General features: G+C 33.3%; 15 protein-coding genes and 2 pseudogenes. 13 read left to right on the forward strand and 4 right to left on the reverse strand.

Features of this window, described 5'->3' with window-relative positions:
- Positions 1 to 362: 362 nt before the first annotated feature.
- From MKY00_RS27275 to MKY00_RS30270, 3 genes and pseudogenes are all read left to right on the forward strand, one after another.
- Positions 363 to 995 (forward strand): trimeric intracellular cation channel family protein, encoded by a 633-nt coding sequence (locus MKY00_RS27275; RefSeq protein ID WP_000924376.1) that lies wholly within the window; start codon positions 363 to 365, stop codon positions 993 to 995.
- A gap of 250 nt (positions 996 to 1,245) precedes the next feature.
- A pseudogene (locus tag MKY00_RS30265) lies at positions 1,246 to 1,623 on the forward strand (protoglobin family protein); the annotation flags it as partial.
- Complete coding sequence (locus MKY00_RS30270) at positions 1,621 to 2,427, forward strand: methyl-accepting chemotaxis protein (protein WP_369805093.1); 807 nt, start codon at positions 1,621 to 1,623, stop codon at positions 2,425 to 2,427. The pseudogene MKY00_RS30265 and the gene MKY00_RS30270, both read left to right, overlap by 3 nt.
- 84 nt (positions 2,428 to 2,511) lie before the next feature.
- Here the strand turns inward: MKY00_RS30270 and MKY00_RS27285 are convergent, their stop codons facing one another.
- Complete coding sequence (locus MKY00_RS27285) at positions 2,512 to 3,825, reverse strand: ArnT family glycosyltransferase (RefSeq protein ID WP_016719046.1); 1,314 nt, start codon at positions 3,823 to 3,825, stop codon at positions 2,512 to 2,514.
- A 298-nt stretch (positions 3,826 to 4,123) separates the two neighbouring features.
- On the opposite strand from MKY00_RS27285, the gene MKY00_RS27290 reads away from it, so the two are divergent.
- The 5 genes from MKY00_RS27290 to MKY00_RS27310 all read left to right on the forward strand — a co-directional run bounded on the left by MKY00_RS27290 (position 4,124) and on the right by MKY00_RS27310 (position 8,767).
- Positions 4,124 to 4,636, forward strand: a complete 513-nt coding sequence (locus tag MKY00_RS27290) for an acyl-CoA thioesterase (protein ID WP_000412121.1) — start codon at positions 4,124 to 4,126, stop codon at positions 4,634 to 4,636.
- 212 nt (positions 4,637 to 4,848) lie between these two features.
- Positions 4,849 to 5,577, forward strand: coding sequence for a glycosyltransferase family 2 protein (locus tag MKY00_RS27295; RefSeq protein WP_000151538.1), 729 nt, complete (start codon positions 4,849 to 4,851; stop codon positions 5,575 to 5,577).
- A 6-nt stretch (positions 5,578 to 5,583) separates the two neighbouring features.
- Positions 5,584 to 5,934, forward strand: a complete 351-nt coding sequence (locus MKY00_RS27300) for a DUF2304 domain-containing protein (protein ID WP_001121774.1) — start codon at positions 5,584 to 5,586, stop codon at positions 5,932 to 5,934.
- A gap of 344 nt (positions 5,935 to 6,278) precedes the next feature.
- Positions 6,279 to 7,259, forward strand: coding sequence for a glycosyltransferase family 2 protein (locus tag MKY00_RS27305; protein WP_016719047.1), 981 nt, complete (start codon positions 6,279 to 6,281; stop codon positions 7,257 to 7,259).
- A 95-nt stretch (positions 7,260 to 7,354) separates the two neighbouring features.
- Positions 7,355 to 8,767, forward strand: a complete 1,413-nt coding sequence (locus MKY00_RS27310) for an oligosaccharide flippase family protein (protein WP_016719048.1) — start codon at positions 7,355 to 7,357, stop codon at positions 8,765 to 8,767.
- A 46-nt stretch (positions 8,768 to 8,813) separates the two neighbouring features.
- On the opposite strand, the pseudogene MKY00_RS27315 reads toward MKY00_RS27310, so the two are convergent.
- Positions 8,814 to 9,299: pseudogene (locus tag MKY00_RS27315) on the reverse strand (short chain dehydrogenase); the annotation flags it as partial.
- Between the two features lie 88 nt (positions 9,300 to 9,387).
- Here MKY00_RS27315 and MKY00_RS27320 point away from each other — a divergent pair.
- The 4 genes from MKY00_RS27320 (at position 9,388) to MKY00_RS27335 (ending at position 14,084) form a co-directional block, all read left to right on the forward strand.
- Entirely contained in the window at positions 9,388 to 10,941 is a 1,554-nt protein-coding gene (locus MKY00_RS27320) for an ABC-F family ATP-binding cassette domain-containing protein (protein ID WP_029141243.1), read from the forward strand.
- Between the two features lie 92 nt (positions 10,942 to 11,033).
- Positions 11,034 to 12,485, forward strand: coding sequence for an ArnT family glycosyltransferase (locus tag MKY00_RS27325; protein ID WP_016719052.1), 1,452 nt, complete (start codon positions 11,034 to 11,036; stop codon positions 12,483 to 12,485).
- Positions 12,486 to 12,686: 201 nt separating this feature from the next.
- Positions 12,687 to 13,076, forward strand: a complete 390-nt coding sequence (locus MKY00_RS27330) for a GtrA family protein (protein ID WP_016719053.1) — start codon at positions 12,687 to 12,689, stop codon at positions 13,074 to 13,076.
- 36 nt (positions 13,077 to 13,112) lie between these two features.
- Positions 13,113 to 14,084 (forward strand): glycosyltransferase family 2 protein, encoded by a 972-nt coding sequence (locus MKY00_RS27335; RefSeq protein WP_016719054.1) that lies wholly within the window; start codon positions 13,113 to 13,115, stop codon positions 14,082 to 14,084.
- Between the two features lie 29 nt (positions 14,085 to 14,113).
- On the opposite strand, the gene MKY00_RS27340 is transcribed toward MKY00_RS27335, so the two are convergent.
- A complete protein-coding gene (locus tag MKY00_RS27340) occupies positions 14,114 to 14,986 on the reverse strand; it encodes a TetR/AcrR family transcriptional regulator (protein WP_061184145.1) in 873 nt (290 codons plus the stop codon).
- A gap of 142 nt (positions 14,987 to 15,128) precedes the next feature.
- On the opposite strand from MKY00_RS27340, the gene MKY00_RS27345 reads away from it, so the two are divergent.
- Positions 15,129 to 18,245, forward strand: coding sequence for an efflux RND transporter permease subunit (locus MKY00_RS27345; RefSeq protein WP_016719056.1), 3,117 nt, complete (start codon positions 15,129 to 15,131; stop codon positions 18,243 to 18,245).
- A gap of 28 nt (positions 18,246 to 18,273) precedes the next feature.
- Here the strand turns inward: MKY00_RS27345 and msrB are convergent, their stop codons facing one another.
- Positions 18,274 to 19,239, reverse strand: a complete 966-nt coding sequence (gene msrB / locus MKY00_RS27350) for a peptide-methionine (R)-S-oxide reductase MsrB (RefSeq protein ID WP_016719057.1) — start codon at positions 19,237 to 19,239, stop codon at positions 18,274 to 18,276.
- Positions 19,240 to 19,317 lie beyond the last annotated feature (78 nt).

Consider the following 19,317-nt stretch of genomic DNA (forward strand, 5'->3'; position numbering starts at 1 on the left):
AAGTATTAATCAGTAATAGAAATTACTGTCCTTTCGCTATACTCCCTATTTTTACAAAAACTATCTAACAACCATCCCCTTATTTTTGTCAGTATATACATATTTTTTTATCATTTTATACAGATGTAAACAACATACCTAACATTGTAACATTTCACCAATTAGGTAACACCAAAAAAATGTAAAATTAATCTTTTCATATCTTCTTCAAATTACTTTATAGCTATTTTCCAAACATTTTCAAACGCTTTCTTTATGTATTTTATCCGTTTTTCTACATGTAGCGAAAAGTAATTGTTATTTCCAATACTTTAGTGTATATTTTTTCTCTGGAACATCTTTAAGAGGAAGGGATTAAGGCCATGTTATTAATCGATATATTTACGTTTCTTGGCATTATCGCCGCTGCCATTTCTGGTACATTAGTTGGTTTAAAAAAAGATTTAGATTTATTCGGTGTCCTTTGTTTAGCTGTAGCTACTGCGCTCGGCGGCGGTATTATTCGTGATATTATGATCGGTAACCTGCCTCCCGTCGCATTTGTTAAACCCATTTACTTTTTCGTAAGCGTATTATCAGCATTATTTACTTGTATGTTTTTTGAGCGTATCAATAAACTTCAAGTTGTTATTATGCTTTCAGATGCTGTTGGCTTAGGCGTTTTTACAGCTATTGGTGCAAATGCGGCAATGTCACATCATGTTGACGCCTCATTTTTAGTTGTTTCAATGGGAGTCATTACAGGTATTGGAGGCGGTATTTTACGTGACATTTGCGCTCAAGATATCCCCTACGTCTTCCGAAAAGAAATTTACGCAATCGCTTCTATTTTAGGGGCAATTAGTTTCCTAATCACATATGCAATGGGGGCACACGTATTGGCTTTCTATGTTTGTTTATTGGTAACTTTCATTATTCGTGTTGTCACTGTCATATATAATGTACATTTCCCAGTTTTCTTTAAAACACATGCTAAAATTAATAAAGGTCATTAAGAGAATTCTATATGGAATTCTCTTAATTTATATACTATTCTACACACTAATATAGAGTAATTGTATATAAATATATATAATTATATTAGAACTAAAAAATGAAAACGCTTTACAAACAGGGGGAAGAACGATGCTTGGGGTTTTTAAAAAACATAACAATAAAACAAACGTAAGTATACTTGAATTAAGTAAGAATCAACAAATCACTTTTAACGTTCCTACTAATTCTGAACTGAAAATTCAAATGGATATGCTACATATTTCAAAAGAAGATTTACAAATCGTAAAGGTACTACAGCCTTTTATTTATGAAGAAATTGATTGGATTACTGAAAAATTCTATTCCAATATTACAAAACAGCCTAATTTAATTACGATTATCGAACGTTATAGCTCTATTCCAAAACTAAAGCAAACTTTAAAAACACATATAAAAGAATTATTTAGCGGAGATATGCATGAAGACTTTATTGAACAACGTGTTAGAATTGCAAAAAGACATGTACAAATTGGGTTACATAGAAAATGGTATACTGCCGCTTATCAAGAATTATTCCGCTCTATCATGAAGATTTTAAAAACGAAAATTACAACAATTGACGATTTTTCTTATTCTATAAACGTAATAAACAAATTACTTACTCTTGAACAAGAACTCGTTATTGCGTCTTATGAATCTGAATATGAAAGAATGCAAAAAGAACTTGAAAAAGAAAAAGAAATAACAGCTATGACCATTACGCATATTGCAACAGAACTAGCATCTGTATCTGAAAAAACAAGTGCTTCTATTCAGCAGTTAACCGCTAAATCTGAAACGATTGTAGAAATTGCTAAAACAGGTACGTCATTAGCTACAACATCAGAAGAAAAAGCAAATAAAGGTAAAGAACAATTAAATGAGCAAAATAAACGAATGGAATACATTCAAACGAACATGGAAACGATTATTACAGATACACATGAACTTCTCGATATTTCTAACAAAATTAACGAAATTATAGATATTGTAAAATCAATTGCCGAGCAAACAAATTTACTCGCACTAAACGCTGCAATTGAATCTGCGCGTGCTGGGGAATTTGGCAAAGGCTTTTCTGTTGTAGCTGGAGAAATTAGAAAGTTATCAGAGCAAACGAAAGAATCTATATTTAACGTTACAAAGCTCGTTGAAAAAACAAATGAACAGATTGTTCGTGTCTCTTCTTCCGTGAAACAAATTAGCTCTCTCGTATCTGAAGGAACTGATAGTATGTCTGCAACGGATCAATACTTCCAAGAAATCGTAAAAGACATGTCTAACTCAAAAGAACAGAATAAAAAAATTGAAAATGAGTTAGAAACCATTTCACAAGTAATGAAAGGAATTCAAGACGATTCCTCAAAAATGGCTCTAACAGCTGATAGTTTACAACTAGAACTGAACCGATAGAGCGATTACAGTAGCGATTTTTTATCTCTACTAGCTCTTAGTATTCATCTTCCATCAAAAAAAAGAATCCAATTTGGATTCTTTTTATTTTCTAAAGAATATTTTTTGACAATACACATAACTCATATAAACACCAAAGCTTTGCAAAATAAACAATGCTGGCACAATAAGATTATAATATGCCATATCGACTTGGAAGAGCTTTAACAATACGTACCCGCTAATTAACAATAAGAACAACATATATCCCTCGTTTTGTTGTTTCTTAATAAGGAAGTGTAATAGAGCTATAGTCATAAATAATGTTACCGCTATATATATCAGTTTTTCACATTTAAAAAGAATAGAATTTATTCCCTCATCTGAAAACTGATTTATCACCGGTTCTAAAAGTTTAAATCTTTCTCCCTCAATCTCTTTTAACTTTTGATCAATATGCTCTGTTACACTTTGATTTTTCGATACTTTTTCCTCACGTTGCGTTTTTCCAATTAAGACAGATTGAACATACGTCTCATTCGTAATCGTATATTGTGACAGTCCCATTGTCTTAATTCCATAATTCACACTAAAATGAGCACTATAAAACAGAATAAGTATCCCTATCGTCTTTAGTAACACTTTTTGTTTCGTTGCTGATTGAAACACTTCAATTAATAATACATATATCGTGATAAAAATAGGAAGAAATAATCCCATTGGGAAAATCATATTACTACATGCAAATAAAATCGCTGAAAACACCCACATATAAGGATGATCTAATCCTTTATGTAAAAGTATGTAGCAAGCAAAATAAAATAAAAACATTGCAAGTGACTCAGGAGTTAATACGGAACTCATGAATATATTTGGAATATACAGAGCATAAAATGTGGAAGCAATACGACCGCATTCTTCTCCAAAAACCATTGCCGCAATACGATAAATAAAAAGTGCAGTTCCTGCGCAAAATAACACATTAAATAGTTGCAAAGCAAATAATGTATTACCAAATATACGAATAATTACTGACTCATATATAATAAACGGCAAATGAGTTACAGTCCCTATATTATTACCAATTGCAATCTCCTTTGCAGACTCATACATCACTTTCATATCACCAATTATTGGAGCGTCTACAAATAACAGCATACTAAGCCTCACAAGTATAGATACACTTATAAGAAAAATAAGAAATTGTTTGTCTGTAAAACGATATTGTAGAATTGATGCCACTAACAAAATGAGTATGACGAAAATTGCCAATATGATTGTTACACTTGTTGTACTTCCTCCAAAAAATTGCTTACTTGTCTCAAATGCTGTCCAACAACTATAAACAAAAAATGCGAGCATCGCACCAATCGTAATTTTATTGAAGAAAGATGAAAAATTTGTTTGTATATGATTCATATGTCCATTGCACCTCTATTTCCATTCATAACAAAACGATTCTATCATGAATGGGTACACGGCTGATAGGGAATTTCTATGACAAATATATAGTCATTACTTTTTACTTGCAATGTAAGCGAATCCTCTTTTACACTACATTTTAGATAAAATAAATTTTCTTTCAGTTACATGAATACAAATACAGAAGTTTAAATAATCCTCTTTTGGAATACGCTTTACTTTATTAAATATCTAATATGAGTAATCCACTTACACATATTATTCTGATTGAAAACAGACTATAGGGGCTGAATATATGGAAAAGAAATTCATGCGAGAATCAAAAGCAATTAAAACAACACGTGTTTTTCCTAACGATTTAAATAATCACCAAACACTTTTTGGAGGGAAATTATTAGCAGAAATTGATAGTATTGCTTCAATTGCGGCTGCAAGACATAGTCGTAAACATTGCGTAACAGCATCTATTGATTCAGTTGATTTTTTAACCCCAATTCACCAAGCTGATTCTGTTTGTTATGAAGCATTTGTATGTTATACAGGGAAATCTTCAATGGAAGTTTTCGTAAAAGTAATCGCAGAAAATTTATTAGCAGGCGAGCGTAGAATTGCCGCCACTTGCTTCATTACATTTGTGGCAATAAAAGATGGAAAACCTTCGTCCGTACCACAAGTACTTCCTGAAACTGAGGAAGAACATTGGTTACACACAACCGGTTCAGAACGCGCGGAAAATAGAAAAAAAGGACGTTTAAAAAGTAAAGAAATGGCTGAGGTTTTAACTTTAAATAAACCTTGGAATATTTAATACGATACTCTTCCATATACATGCATAGGTTCTTTCTTCCTTGCATGTATTTTTTATACAAAATATTCTCTCTTATCCTTTTATTCTCAATCTGTTCTCTTAAATCATGCACCAGCTTTTCCTTTATTTTGTTATACTGTTAATGGTATATTAAATAAAGTTCGTTTAAAAATAACCATAATATGATTAAGTATATAAGGGATGGTGCGGTAATGACTATTGAAGTACCAATTTCAATACCAAAAACGTTAATTATTATTCCAGCGTATAACGAGGAAGAAGCAATTGCAGATACATTAACAAGATTATTAAAACTAAAACAGCATTTTACTGGATTAAGCATTTGCGTTATTAATGATGGATCACACGATAAAACAGCTCAAATCGTAAAAGAATTTCCTGTTCACCTTGTGAATTTACCCTATAATCTAGGTATTGGCTCAGCTGTACAAACTGGATATAAATACGCATATGAGAATGGATATGATATTGCGATTCAGTTCGATGCTGATGGACAACATAACCCAGATGATTTATATAAAATTATAAAGCCTATCGCTGAAGATGAATGCGATATGGTACTAGGGTCACGTTTTACAGAAAAAACAGCATATAAAGGTAGTATTTCCAGAAGAATCGGTATTTTTTATTTTACTGCCCTATTGAAAGTACTAACAAAACAAACATTTATGGATCCAACTTCTGGATATCGTGCTATCAATCGAGAAGTAATTACAATTTTTGCACACAATTATCCAAAAGATTATCCAGAACCAGAAGTTCTTATTCATTTAAAAAAGAAAAAACTTCGCATTAATGAAATATCTGTAAATATGCAAGAGCGACAAGGTGGACAATCTTCTATCACACCTTTTAAATCTGCATATTACATGATTAAGGTAAGTCTTGCTATATTGATGCAAAAAATCGTGAAAGGTTGATAATAAATGCCTATAATTACCTTTTCATTCATCTTTATTTTATTATTATTATTATTAATTATTAATTCTATTCGTCGCGGAACTTTAGAAACGAAATATGCTGTTTTATGGATTTTCGTTTGTATTGCAATGGCTATTTTAAGTTCTACCGATAAAATTATAAACTGGATTGGAAAACTATTAAAAGTAGAATATCCCCCTTCCATTTTATTTTTATTTGGATTATTATTCTGTTTCATCTTAATTTTTGACCTAACAAGAAAAATTTCTAAACAACATCATCAACTTGTAACATTAACGCAAGATTATGCGTTACTAAAGCAAAAATTAAATGCAACTGAGCCAGACAAAGACTAACCTAATAGTTCAAAACCAATATAAAAAAACCTCTTAATTTATTTCAAAAATTAAGAGGTTTTTTATTCTCAATAATCATTTATTCCCCTTCACAATCGTTACGATAAATATATCCTACTTACTAACTAAGTAAAAATAGTATAAATAAGAATTTATATACAATAAACATACTAAAGCCGTTTGAAATACGAGAATTAACCATAAGCCACCACCTTTTTAATAGAAAGTTGATTTACAAAGTTTATATGCGTTAAAATTATACAGATGTTCTTGTAATCTTCTTCCTTTCAAAAGGCTTGTATATATGGTGCAAGACATAAAAAACTTGAGGAGATAAAAATTCTATGATGGAACAAAAACAACTTGTTTCTGTTGTGATACCTCTGTATAACACGGAAAAATATATTGAAGAAACGATGCAGTCAATATTAGATCAAACATATAAAAATATCGAAATTGTAATTGTAGATGATGGGAGTAAAGATCAGTCACCTTCTATCGTAAAAAATCTTGCTGAAAAATACCCAGGGCAAGTAAAATACGTTCATCAAAAAAACCAAGGCGTTTCAGTAGCCCGTAATACAGGTATAGAAAATGCTAGCGGAGAATATGTCGCTTTCCTTGATAGCGATGACTTATGGCATCCAACTAAAATTGAGAAGCAAGTCGAAAGTATGCATAAAAACGAAATGGACGCGTGCTATTGTGGTTATATGAATTTCTACGAAGAAACAGGCGAGAAGGTTGAACATACAACAAACTTTGTTAAAGGTGATATGACAAAAGCATTCCTAACACATCAAGTTGTTGCTCAAACAAGTACTTGGATTTTCAAAAAATCTATCGTAATAGATCATAACATTCGTTTTACACCAGGATGTAGTTGGGGCGAAGACTTGGAGTTTTTATTTAAACTTATGAGTGTGACAAATGTATGCTATGTCGATGAATACTTAACATATTACAGAATCTTATCAGAAGGAAATCTTTCTTCTAAATATAAAGATTATGAATTAAAAACGGCAAAAGAGCTGGAAGTATTCAATCGTATGAAAGACTGGGTACATAATAAATCTCAAGATTTCATTACAAAAGACCCTCAGTCACTTATTGAGATTCTTGAGACTTATTTATTTCCTTATACAGTCATCAATAACTCTTGTATATATATTAAAGAAAACTCTCAATTAGATAAATCACAAGTTCAATTAATCAAAAAAGATATAAAGAAATATTGCCGTAAAATCTATTCAAAGAATGGAAAGCGTAGTAAAAAACTATATGCAATGCTTTGGTTTGTACGAATTAAATTTCTGTTTTCTTAAACTGAAAATATAACGATACTCTCTTTCTGTGAACAAATTAAAATTACAAATAGGACAAGCTAACCGGGTCCTAAAGAATAGAAAGGTCTTTTCTCATGAAAACAAATAAAATTCTAAAAAATGCATCCTACCTCTTTGTAGGAAACATTACTGTTCGTTTTGTACTGGCTATTGCAACAATTCTCTTTGCAAGATATGTTTCACCAGATGAGTACGGGATGTTTACAGTTGCATTAGCAGTTTCCGCTGTCATTTGCTATTTTACGGATGCAGGTTTGACACATACGTTTATGCGTGAAGGAACAAGAAGCAACGCGAACATTAGCGTATTAATAAGCAGTTATTTACGAATTCGTTTAGTATTAGCTATCGTAATTTCTGTGCTCTTCGCCATTTTCGCTCAGTTCTTCTACACTGATGCTTACTTACGTGCCATGGTATATTGGGTCGTACTACCAACTATGTTTGGAGCTACTTTACAAGGGGTTGGGATGGCCTATTTCCAAGTAACAGAGCGTATGCAATTCACAGCGATTATTTCTGTACTACAAGGTGTGACGGCCGCAGCTGCTCTTCTGCTAGGGATGTCATTTAAATGGTCACTTATGATGGTTGCTGCTATGTACGGAATATCTAGCCTTGTAACAGGAGTCATTGCCTTTATAATGACAATCCGCTATACAACAATTCATAAGGGTTGGAATAAAGGCATTTTAGATCAATTACTTATTTTCACAGTCAATGGCGTTATCATTATGCTTTTACCGCAGTTAGGTCCTATTATCTTAGAAAAAGTTTCAACGAAAGCACAAGTTGGATTCTTTGGGGCTGCCTATAAAATACCTGCTGTACTTTACCAAATACCTGGTGTAATTGCAGCAGCCTTTTATCCAAAATTGTTTGCTTTTGGAAACGAAAATAATATTGATGAACATAGAAAGCTATCTCAATTCGAATTAAAGCTTATGTCTTTCTTAGGGATGGGAATTTCTATCCCGTTTATTGCCGATCCAAGTTTTTGGATTGTAACTCTATTAGGTGAAAAATATGCACCAGCTGGTGATGCCCTTGCAATTTTAGCCTTTATGGTCATTTTACAATCTATCAACTATCCGCTTGCTGATAATTTAACAACAGCTGGTCAACAATGGAAACGTGCAACAACTATGGCAATTGGATTAGCTGTCGCTATCATAAGTTACATCATATTAGGTAGCCAATTTGGAATGATGGGAGCTGCTGTAGCTGCTATCCTCACTGAGATTACATTATTAATCGGATTTTCATTATTCGTTCGTAAAGGATTTTCATTACTATTCAAAGGAATAATATTCAATACACTAGCATTTATAATTAGTTATGCAATATACCGCACAGTACTAATTAGCTTACCACCACTAGTAGCTTTAGTACTTACTGGTATATTGTATGGCATTATTGGCCTTGCAATTGATCCACAAATACGTGGATTAATTTTAGGGTTTGTAAATAAAAAGCTAGGTAGATAAACAATAACAAGGCAAGCTTCTAAATTGTAAATAGAAGCTTGTTTTTTTACTTATATACAATTCCCCCTTCATAATAAAAGGTTCTAGGTACAACCCCAATATATTTCTCGTACTTCTCTCCACTTAATACAACTGATTTTTCCGTCAAATATAGTATTTCCACAAATTCATTGATCTGCTTATCAAACAGATCAATGAACTGGATCATTCCTCTTTTTACAGTTATTATTCGTTTTGTATATCCCGTTAATTCCCGTATGTGTTAAATCAATTCCTCACCTGTAATGGCACCATAACCTGATATGTTCCAATTTTGTCCATAGGCCTCGTCATGTGAAGCTAATTCAACTATTGCTTTTGCACCATCTGGTGTAAAAATATATTCACGGGCAATCTTTTTATCTTCAACAAAGCTAAACATTTTATTTGCAAGTATTCCTTTTAATGTATGATGGACAAGTGTGTTTTCTGCATTTGGACCATAAAAGTCTGGGAAATGAGCAATAAACATTCGTACATTAGCTTGTTTTGAAAATATATACATTTTGAAATGATGGCATTATATGAAAGAATTTAGTATCATGATTCAAGGTACTATTTCAAGTTGGACGGAGGATACTATGAGCTTATTAACAGTTGAAAAATTAGGACATACATTTGGCGATCGTACATTATTTAAAGATGTATCTATGCGATTACTAGCAGGTGAGCACGTTGGATTAGTTGGTGCAAACGGTGTTGGTAAATCAACATTCATGAATATCATTACTGGTCAGCTTATTCATGACCAAGGTCGTGTAGAATGGACACCGGGCACACATTACGGTTACTTAGATCAACATACGGTTTTAACGCCTGGACGTACAATTCGTGACATACTAGCGGATGCATTTTTACCGCTATTTGAAAAGGAAAAAGCTTTAAATGAAGTTACAGAAAAAATGGGAACTGCTACACCAGAAGAACTAGAAGAACTTCTTGAGCAAATGGCAGAAATACAAGATGCACTTGAAGCAGGTGGTTTCTATTTATTAGATATGAAAATTGAAGAGGCTGCACGTGGTCTTGGAATTGATGCAATTGGTTTAGATCGTGATGTTTCAGCACTAAGCGGTGGACAACGTACAAAAGTATTGCTTGCAAAGCTATTACTTGAACAACCAGAAGTGTTATTACTTGATGAGCCTACTAACTATTTAGACGTTGAACATATTCATTGGTTAACAAATTATTTAAAAGAATACCCACATGCATTCTTATTAATTTCTCACGATACGGAATTTATGAACAAATGTGTTGATGTTATTTTCCATCTAGAATTCACAAAAATGACACGCTATACAGCGACATATGAAAAATTCCTAGAACTAGCAGAAATCAATAAAAATCAACATATAAACGCTTATGAAAAGCAGCGCGAGTTTATCAAAAAGCAAGAAGATTTCATTGCAAAGAACAAAGCCCGTTATTCAACAACAGGTCGTGCAAAGAGTCGTCAAAAACAACTTGATCGCATGGAACTTATTGATCGCCCTGAAACAGCAATTAAACCTGAATTCTCATTTAAAGAAAGTCGTGCAAGTAGTCGCTTCGTCTTTGAAGGTGAAAATGTAGAAATTGGATATACACATCCGCTACTACCAAAGCTATCAATGACAATTGAACGCGGTGAAAAAATTGCTATCGTTGGATGTAATGGTGTTGGTAAATCAACGTTACTAAAAACAATTTTAGGTAAAATTAAACCTTTAAGTGGTAAAACAAGTCTTGGTGACTTCTTAGAGCCAGCATACTTTGAGCAAGAAGTTAAAGCTGATAATATAACACCAATTGATGATGTATGGAATACATTCCCTGGCCTAGACCAGCATCAAATTCGTGCGATGTTAGCAAAATGCGGATTAAAAAATGAACATATTTCTCGCCCGTTAAGTCAATTAAGTGGTGGAGAACAAGCAAAGGTTCGTTTATGTAAGCTAATGGGTGAAGAAAGTAACTGGCTACTATTTGATGAGCCGACAAACCATCTTGATGTTACAGCAAAAGCGGAACTTAAGAAGGCTATGAAAGCATATAAAGGAACAATTCTTCTTGTATGTCACGAACCGGACTTTTATGAAGATTGGATTACAAAGGTTTGGAACATAGAAGAATGGGCACAACAAAACTCTTAATTACCTAACCTGCCCTTTATACTGTAACTTAACGTACAAAGGGCAGTTAAGTTGAATCAGTAATAAATTTTGATAAGGGGTTTTCAAATATAATGGAAAGTACGTTCTCTCTCAAACTTAATACGTTTTTTGTGAAAATTTTATTAGTACTATGTCTAATTATTTCTGGTGCTATCACATGGCATTCGGTAGCAGTGATTAAAGAACATGATGATACTCGCCTCTTAGTTTTAGTACCAGTCCTTATTCTAATAGGTCTTGTATTTTTACTTTTTGGCTATATTTCGAATAAATATATGTCAAAATTGGCATTTTCTATCTCACTAATCATTTTGACTTTTTCTATTCGATTAATTTGGGTGCTCAATATTCAAACTCCTGTAGAAACAGACTTTGCAATGATGTACCATAGCGCTATACAAGCTGCTAAAGGAGACTTTAGTTTCGCACAAAATACTTATTATACTTCATGGGTTTACCAACTTGGATTTACAATGTACCAAGCCTTTATTATTAAGTTATTTGGCGAAGGGACGTTTCTCTTAAAATTTTTAAATATAATCTATTGTACAGGAACAACATTACTAATTTATAAAATAACTTCTTATATATTTAATGAGTGGTCTGGACGAATAGCTGGATTACTATATGCATTTTATATCCCAAGTATTGTATTGAGTTCTGTACTAACAAATCAACACCTTGCTGTATTTTTATTTTATCTAGGCTTCTATTTATTAATTACAAAAGGCCTAAGCAATAAGTATACGTGGATTTTTATAGGGGCTATCCTAGCTTTAGGAGACATCATGCGTCCACTTGGTGCTATAATCTTAATTGCAATAACTATATATGTCTTTTTGCAAGGTATATTAGGAAAATCAAGAAAAGAAATTTTTACTTCTGTAAAAAAACTTGGTGGCATTTTGATTGTATTTTTCCTTTTACATCAAATTGTAAGTTATTCATTTATATATTCCGGAATCACACAATACCCTCTATCTAATCGTGATCCGCTTTGGAAATTCACAGTAGGATTTAATCATGAAACAAAAGGTGGCTATTCTGGTACAGATGCGGAATATATTATGTCCCTTAAACTTGGCGAAGAACGAACTGCGGCTCAAAAAAAGCTAATTCAAGAGCGACTATCTGATCCACAGAAGGTTTTATCTTTATTTGGGGATAAATTTGTACTCATGTGGGCAGATTATGACTCCGCACCATTATGGAGCCTAGTAACATTGGAAAAGACAGATAAGGATATGGTGTCATTAAAAGAGGATCTTACAAAATATGAAAAGTATATGTATACTGCCGCTATGATATTTAGCACATTATCACTCCTTTATCTCATCCTAACTAAACAAAATAAAACACATTACACTCTATTTTTATTACTAATAATCGGTTATGTAGCTATTCATTTCTTAATCGAATACCAAACAAGGTACCGATACTTCATTATCCCTAGCTTTACAATAATTCAAGGCTACGGAATATATATTTTTTATAGTCTAATATCGAAAAAGAAATTCTCATAAAAAGAAAATAAGAAAATACCTTTCAAAATATTTATAATTACCCTCAATTTTACTTATAATTTACATTTTGAGGGCAAATTTTTTATGATTAATTTCATTTAAAACTTGAAAATATGGTATAATTTTTATTTGTTGTATATGAATAACACTTCTATATTTTTTGTTTTACTTATATATTATTATAAACATGAGGATATTATTATGGAAAAACTCTTAAAGTTTGGCTTAGTAGGGATCTTTAATACACTCATTACAATTATTAGCTTTTGGATATTATTAAAATTCGGTATGAACTACCTTATTGCGAATACCATTGCCTATTCAATTGGTGTTGCCAATAGCTACTATTGGAATAAAAATTGGGTGTTTAAACCTAATAATAAAGGTAAAGGCTCGTCAATGTTCTTTAAATTTCTAACTGTAAATTTAATTGTATATGCTTTTAATACATTATGTTTATTTATATTAGTAAATAAACTTACCTTTAATGCATTAATTGCACAGATCTTCGCAATTGGTTTCGGAATGGTTATAAATTTTGTCCTTAATAAAATTTGGACATTCAACCAAACTAAAAAGGTGACTAATTAAATTTGAACAACTTATTAAAAATACGGAGGATGCAACATGCAAAAATTAATTTCGGTTGTAGTTCCTATGTACTTCGAGGAAGAAGTAGCACAAGAATGTTATAACCGTTTAAAGTCCGTTATGCTTCAAAATAACATTAATTACGAGTTTGTCTTTGTAAACGACGGTAGTACAGATCGCACAATGGAAATCTTATCTGAGATTGCAGCAAATGATTACCGTACAAAAATTGTTAATTTCGCACGTAACTTTGGTCACCAAGTAGCTGTTACAGCTGGTATTGCTGCCGCAAAAGGTGATGCTATTGTAATTATAGATGCAGACTTACAAGATCCACCTGAAGTTATTCCTGAACTTATTGCAAAATGGGAAGAAGGATATGAAGTTGTTTATGCAAAACGTAAGCAACGTAAAGGTGAAACTTGGTTCAAACTTTTAACAGCTAAGTATTTCTATAAGTTCTTAAACTACATGTCTGATATCGATATCCCAAAAGATACTGGTGATTTCCGAATCATCGACCGTAAAATAGCTGATGTTTTCAATCAAATGACTGAGCGAAATCGCTTCATCCGCGGTATGATGTCTTGGGTTGGCTTCCGCCAAACGTATGTTGAATATGAACGTGATGAGCGCTTTGCTGGTGAAACAAAATACCCATTAAAGAAAATGATTAAATTTGCATCTGATGGCATTATTGCATTTTCGACAAAGCCATTACGCATCGTTATGTCTTTAGGTTTATTATCAGTTCTTATTTCTATAATTGTCTTACTATATACAGTTACTGTGAAAGTCTTTGGACATGGAACGCAAACAGGTTGGGCGTCTATTATGGTTGCTATTACATTCTTTAGCGGTATTCAATTACTTGGTCTTGGAATCGTTGGCCAGTATATTGCTCGTATTTATGACGAAAGTAAAAACCGTCCGATTTATATCGTAAAAGAAACAATTAACATTGATGAAGAAGAGACTGCACTGCAAAAAGAAAAAGTGAATGCATAATAAAAAGGTAACAATGAAAACTATCATTGTTACCTTTTTATATTGTAATAGCTCATAAGCCTCAAACGAAATTCTTTTAAAGTTGGATATGCCTTTAAATTAAACAACATCCCTTGGATAACCGGAATTCTTGGATTTTGCATCCTCATTTCTGCCTCCAAAACATCTAATGTAACAAGCAATTCCTCATCTTCTAATTGATCCGCTAAAGTACGTTTAAACACAATAATTTCTTTTAAAAAATGTTCCTTAACCTGCTCCTTAATAAGCTCTGATTTACAAAGAAATTCTCCAAGCTTTTCTTCATGTAACACAGGTTCTTCTGAAGATTCTACCAATCCATCTACTAAATGATCCACTCTTTTCAAAATAAAAGCAGAGACGTAAGATAAGTCTATTTCTGGCGCTTGTAAAATAATTAGTTCTAAATATCCACGGCATATGCCTTCTACCATAATGACTAAATCCAATAAATATGGCATAACCTTATTACCATAAATAGACAGTAAACTATTCCGATAAAATGCGTGAGACTCTAACTTCATCCGCATCATAAATTCTTCTACTTCTTTATTAAAAGGAATCGCATTTTCCCTTGCATGCATAATAATAAATTCTTTATGCTTTTGTATATCATTAAACTGACAATGCAATTGTTTTGCAAATTTTTCACGTGGCAATAACGACTCTTTTTCAATATCCATCATTTTGTTTTGAATCTTGTCATAGTAATATCGAAGTGTCGCTAATAAAAGTTCCTCTTTTGATTTAAAGTATAAATAAAAGGCTCCCTTAGATATGCCACAAGCTGTCACAATTTCCTGCACTGATGTCGCATTTACACCCTTAGTCGCAAATAACTTCATAGCCATCTCTATAATTAAGCGCTCTTTTTCTTTCATATCATGTCTCTCCTAAATTTAATCTCGCATCTTATTATGAATGTATTATACCATCCCTTTTCATTGACGGCTGACCAATCAGTCAGTTATATTATGTATTAGACTGACCAGTTGGTCAATATAATACAAAGGGAGCGCAAACATGAACAAAATTATTAATTTTTCGTTAAAAAATAAGTTCGCAGTTTGGCTACTAACCATTATCGTTACCATTGCAGGTATTTATTCTGGGCTGAATATGAAGCTGGAAACAATTCCTGATATTACAACACCTGTTGTAACAGTAACCACGGTTTATCCTGGTGCTACACCAGAAGAAGTAGCTGATAAAGTTTCAAAACCGATGGAAGAGCAACTGCAAAATTTAAGTGGTGTAAACATTGTTAGTTCATCATCTTTTCAAAATGCATCTTCCATTCAGGTAGAATATGATTTTGATAAAAATATGGAAAAGGCTGAAACAGAAATAAAAGAAGCTCTCGCAAATGTGAAACTGCCAGAAGGCGTAAAGGACCCGAAAGTTTCACGTGTGAACTTCAATGCCTTTCCTGTAATTTCATTAAGCGTAGCAAGTAAAAATGAATCTTTAGCTACCTTAACTGAAAATGTAGAAAAAAATGTTGTTCCAGGATTAAAAGGACTTGATGGGGTCGCATCTGTTCAAATTTCAGGTCAACAAGTAGATGAAGTACAACTTGTCTTCAAAAAAGATAAGATGAAAGAATTAGGTTTAAGTGAAGATACTGTAAAAAATGTAATTAAAGGATCGGACGTATCTTTACCACTTGGTTTATATACATTTAAAGACACAGAAAAGTCAGTTGTTGTAGATGGAAATATTACAACAATGAAAGCATTAAAAGAATTAAAAATCCCTGCCGTTCCTTCATCAGCAAGCGGTCAAAGTAGTCAAAATGCCGGAGCTGGTACACAAGTGCCGCAAATGAATCCAGCCGCTATGAACGGGATTCCGACAGTTACATTAGACGAAATTGCTGACATTAAGGAAGTTGGAAAAGCAGAATCTATTTCTCGAACAAATGGAAAAGAAGCAATTGGAATTCAAATTGTCAAAGCTGCTGACGCGAACACAGTTGATGTTGTAAATGCTGTTAAAGATAAAGTAAAAGAACTTGAGAAAAAATATAAAGACTTAGAGATTATTTCAACATTCGACCAAGGTGCACCTATTGAGAAATCAGTAGAAACAATGCTGAGCAAAGCCATTTTTGGTGCTATCTTTGCGATTGTTATTATTATGTTGTTCCTACGAAATATCCGAACAACATTAATCTCTGTCGTTTCCATACCACTTTCTTTATTAATTGCTGTATTAGTCATCAAGCAAATGGATATTACACTTAACATTATGACGCTCGGAGCAATGACAGTCGCTATCGGGCGCGTTGTGGATGACTCCATTGTTGTTATCGAAAATATTTACCGACGTATGTCGTTATCAGGAGAGAAACTACGCGGGAAAGATTTAATTCGTGAAGCTACAAAAGAAATGTTTATTCCGATTATGTCTTCTACCATTGTAACAATTGCTGTATTTTTACCGCTTGGACTAGTAAAAGGTATGATTGGTGAAATGTTCTTACCATTCGCTTTAACTATCGTCTTCGCTTTATTAGCATCGTTGCTAGTAGCAGTTACAATCGTACCGATGCTAGCTCACTCTTTATTTAAGAAAGAGAGCATGAGAGAAAAAGAAGTACATCATGAAGAAAAACCAAGTAAATTAGCAAATATTTATAAACGCATACTTGCATGGGCTTTAAATCACAAAATTATTACATCAAGTATCGCTATCCTTCTATTAGTTGGTAGTCTTGCACTTGTGCCAATCATTGGTGTAAGTTTCTTACCATCTGAAGAAGAAAAAATGATCATTGCAACATACAACCCTGAACCAGGTCAAACGTTAGAAGACGTTGAAAAAATTGCAACGAAAGCTGAGAAGCACTTCCAAGATAATAAAAACGTCAAAACAATTCAATTCTCATTAGGTGGCGAAAACCCAATGAGTCCTGGTCAATCAAATCAAGCAATGTTCTTCGTACAATATGATAACGACACGAAAAACTTCGAAAAAGAGAAAGAACAAGTCGTTAAAGATTTACAGAAGATGTCTGGAAAAGGTGAATGGAAAAACCAAGACTTCGGGGCAAGTGGCGGTAGTAACGAAATCAAGTTATACGTTTACGGAGATAGCTCAGAAGACATTAAGCCTGTCGTAAAAGATATTCAAAACATAATGAAGAAAAACAAAGACTTAAAAGATATAGACTCTAGTATTGCAAAAACATACGCAGAATACACTTTAGTCGCAGATCAGGAAAAGCTAAGTAAAATGGGTCTAACGGCTGCACAAATTGGAATGGGACTTTCTAATCAACATGATCGCCCTGTTCTGACAACAATTAAAAAAGACGGTAAAGATATCAATGTATATGTAGAAGCTGAAAAACAAAATTATGAAACAATCGATGACTTAACAAATCGTAAAATTACAACGCCGCTTGGTAATGAAGTGGCTGTAAAAGATGTGATGACTGTAAAAGAAGGAGAAACTTCGAATACAGTGAAACACCGCGATGGCCGTGTTTATGCGGAAGTAAGTGCAAAACTAACATCTGATGACGTTTCAAAAGCATCAGCCGCAGTTCAAAAAGAAGTAGATAAAATGGATCTTCCTTCTGGCGTAGATGTTTCTATGGGAGGCGTTACAAAAGATATTGAAGAATCATTCAAGCAACTTGGCTTAGCGATGTTAGCTGCGATTGCTATTGTATACTTCGTTCTTGTCGTTACATTTGGCGGTGCTCTTGCACCATTCGCAATTTTATTCTCGCTACCATTTACAATCATTGGAGCTCTTGTTGCCTTATTAATCTCTGGTGAAACGTTAAGTGTCTCTGCAATGATCGGTGCCCTTATGTTAATCGGTATCGTTGTAACAAACGCAATCGTGCTTATCGACCGCGTTATTCATAAAGAAAATGAAGGTCTATCAACACGTGAAGCTTTATTAGAGGCTGGTGCAACACGCCTTCGCCCGATTTTAATGACTGCAATTGCAACAATCGGTGCTCTTATCCCGCTCGCATTAGGATTTGAAGGTAGCGGCTTAATTTCTAAAGGACTTGGTGTAACAGTAATTGGTGGATTAACAAGTTCAACATTATTAACACTTCTTATTGTTCCAATCGTTTATGAAGTATTAAGCAAGTTTAAAAAGAAAAAAGTAAAATAACAAAAAAATAACCTCGCTAACTGCGAGGTTATTTTTTATTTCCAAACAAGATTAGGAAATCACCATAGCCTTCTTTTTCTAATTCCTCTTTTGGAATAAATCGAAGAGCTGCTGAATTTATACAATAGCGAAGTCCATTCGGTCCTGGACCATCTGGAAATACGTGCCCGAGATGTGAATCTCCTTCCTTACTTCTCACTTCTGTACGCGTCATATTATGACTCACATCCATTTTTTCCTTCACACTAGCTGACATAACTGGCTTCGTAAAACTAGGCCATCCACATCCACTATCAAATTTATCTAGAGAAGTAAACAAAGGTTCACCTGAAACGATATCTACATAAAGACCTTCTTCTTTATGATTCCAATACTCATTTCGAAATGGTGGTTCTGTACCATTTTCCTGTGTTACATAAAATTGCATCTCATTCAGTTTTTCCTTTAAATGAGCATTATCCTTTGGCCAATGTTGCTTAATAAACGCATCTCGCCCTGAGCCCTTACGGTATAACTCGTAGCGGAATTCATTTTTCTTATGATATCCTTGGTGATATTCCTCTGCGGGATAAAACGTAGCAGCTGGCAATATTTTTGTCGCAATCGACTTTGAAAAGCGCCCACTCCTTGCAAGCCCTTCTTTTGAAGCCTCTGCTTTTTTATGTTGTTCTTCATTATGATAAAAAATCACTGTTTCGTAAGACTGTCCGCGATCGTGGAATTGCCCACCTACATCAGTCGGATCAATTTGTCTCCAATATATATTTAATAACTCTTCATACGGCATTTTATTTGCATCAAATGTAATTTGTACTGCCTCATAATGTCCCGTCGTTTCTGAACATACTTCTTTATATGTTGGATTCTCTTTATGACCACCTGTATAGCCAGAAACAACCTTTATAATTCCTTCCATCTCTTCAAATGGCGAAACCATACACCAGAAGCACCCTCCAGCAAATGTAGCTAATTCTACCTTTTCATTTACAGCCATTCTTTCACCCCTATTCTATCTTCTCCTTACAGTATGGCATAAGAAACATCATGTTATAAAAGAAAAAGCATCGAACAT

It is taken from the genome of Bacillus sp. FSL R9-9834, assembly GCF_038006905.1.
Classification (GTDB): domain Bacteria; phylum Bacillota; class Bacilli; order Bacillales; family Bacillaceae_G; genus Bacillus_A; species Bacillus_A pacificus.

Coding starts and splice junctions, on each gene's coding strand:
- MKY00_RS27330 (WP_016719053.1), top strand. CDS start 12,687: ATGGAAAAACTCTTAAAGTTTGGCTTAGTAGGGATCTTTAATACACTC.
- MKY00_RS27340 (WP_061184145.1), bottom strand. CDS start 14,986: ATGAAAGAAAAAGAGCGCTTAATTATAGAGATGGCTATGAAGTTATTT.
- MKY00_RS27335 (WP_016719054.1), top strand. CDS start 13,113: ATGCAAAAATTAATTTCGGTTGTAGTTCCTATGTACTTCGAGGAAGAA.
- msrB (WP_016719057.1), bottom strand. CDS start 19,239: ATGGCTGTAAATGAAAAGGTAGAATTAGCTACATTTGCTGGAGGGTGC.
- MKY00_RS27290 (WP_000412121.1), top strand. CDS start 4,124: ATGGAAAAGAAATTCATGCGAGAATCAAAAGCAATTAAAACAACACGT.
- MKY00_RS27285 (WP_016719046.1), bottom strand. CDS start 3,825: ATGAATCATATACAAACAAATTTTTCATCTTTCTTCAATAAAATTACG.
- MKY00_RS27275 (WP_000924376.1), top strand. CDS start 363: ATGTTATTAATCGATATATTTACGTTTCTTGGCATTATCGCCGCTGCC.
- MKY00_RS27320 (WP_029141243.1), top strand. CDS start 9,388: ATGAGCTTATTAACAGTTGAAAAATTAGGACATACATTTGGCGATCGT.
- MKY00_RS27300 (WP_001121774.1), top strand. CDS start 5,584: ATGCCTATAATTACCTTTTCATTCATCTTTATTTTATTATTATTATTA.
- MKY00_RS27305 (WP_016719047.1), top strand. CDS start 6,279: ATGATGGAACAAAAACAACTTGTTTCTGTTGTGATACCTCTGTATAAC.
- MKY00_RS27310 (WP_016719048.1), top strand. CDS start 7,355: ATGAAAACAAATAAAATTCTAAAAAATGCATCCTACCTCTTTGTAGGA.
- MKY00_RS27295 (WP_000151538.1), top strand. CDS start 4,849: ATGACTATTGAAGTACCAATTTCAATACCAAAAACGTTAATTATTATT.
- MKY00_RS27345 (WP_016719056.1), top strand. CDS start 15,129: ATGAACAAAATTATTAATTTTTCGTTAAAAAATAAGTTCGCAGTTTGG.
- MKY00_RS27325 (WP_016719052.1), top strand. CDS start 11,034: ATGGAAAGTACGTTCTCTCTCAAACTTAATACGTTTTTTGTGAAAATT.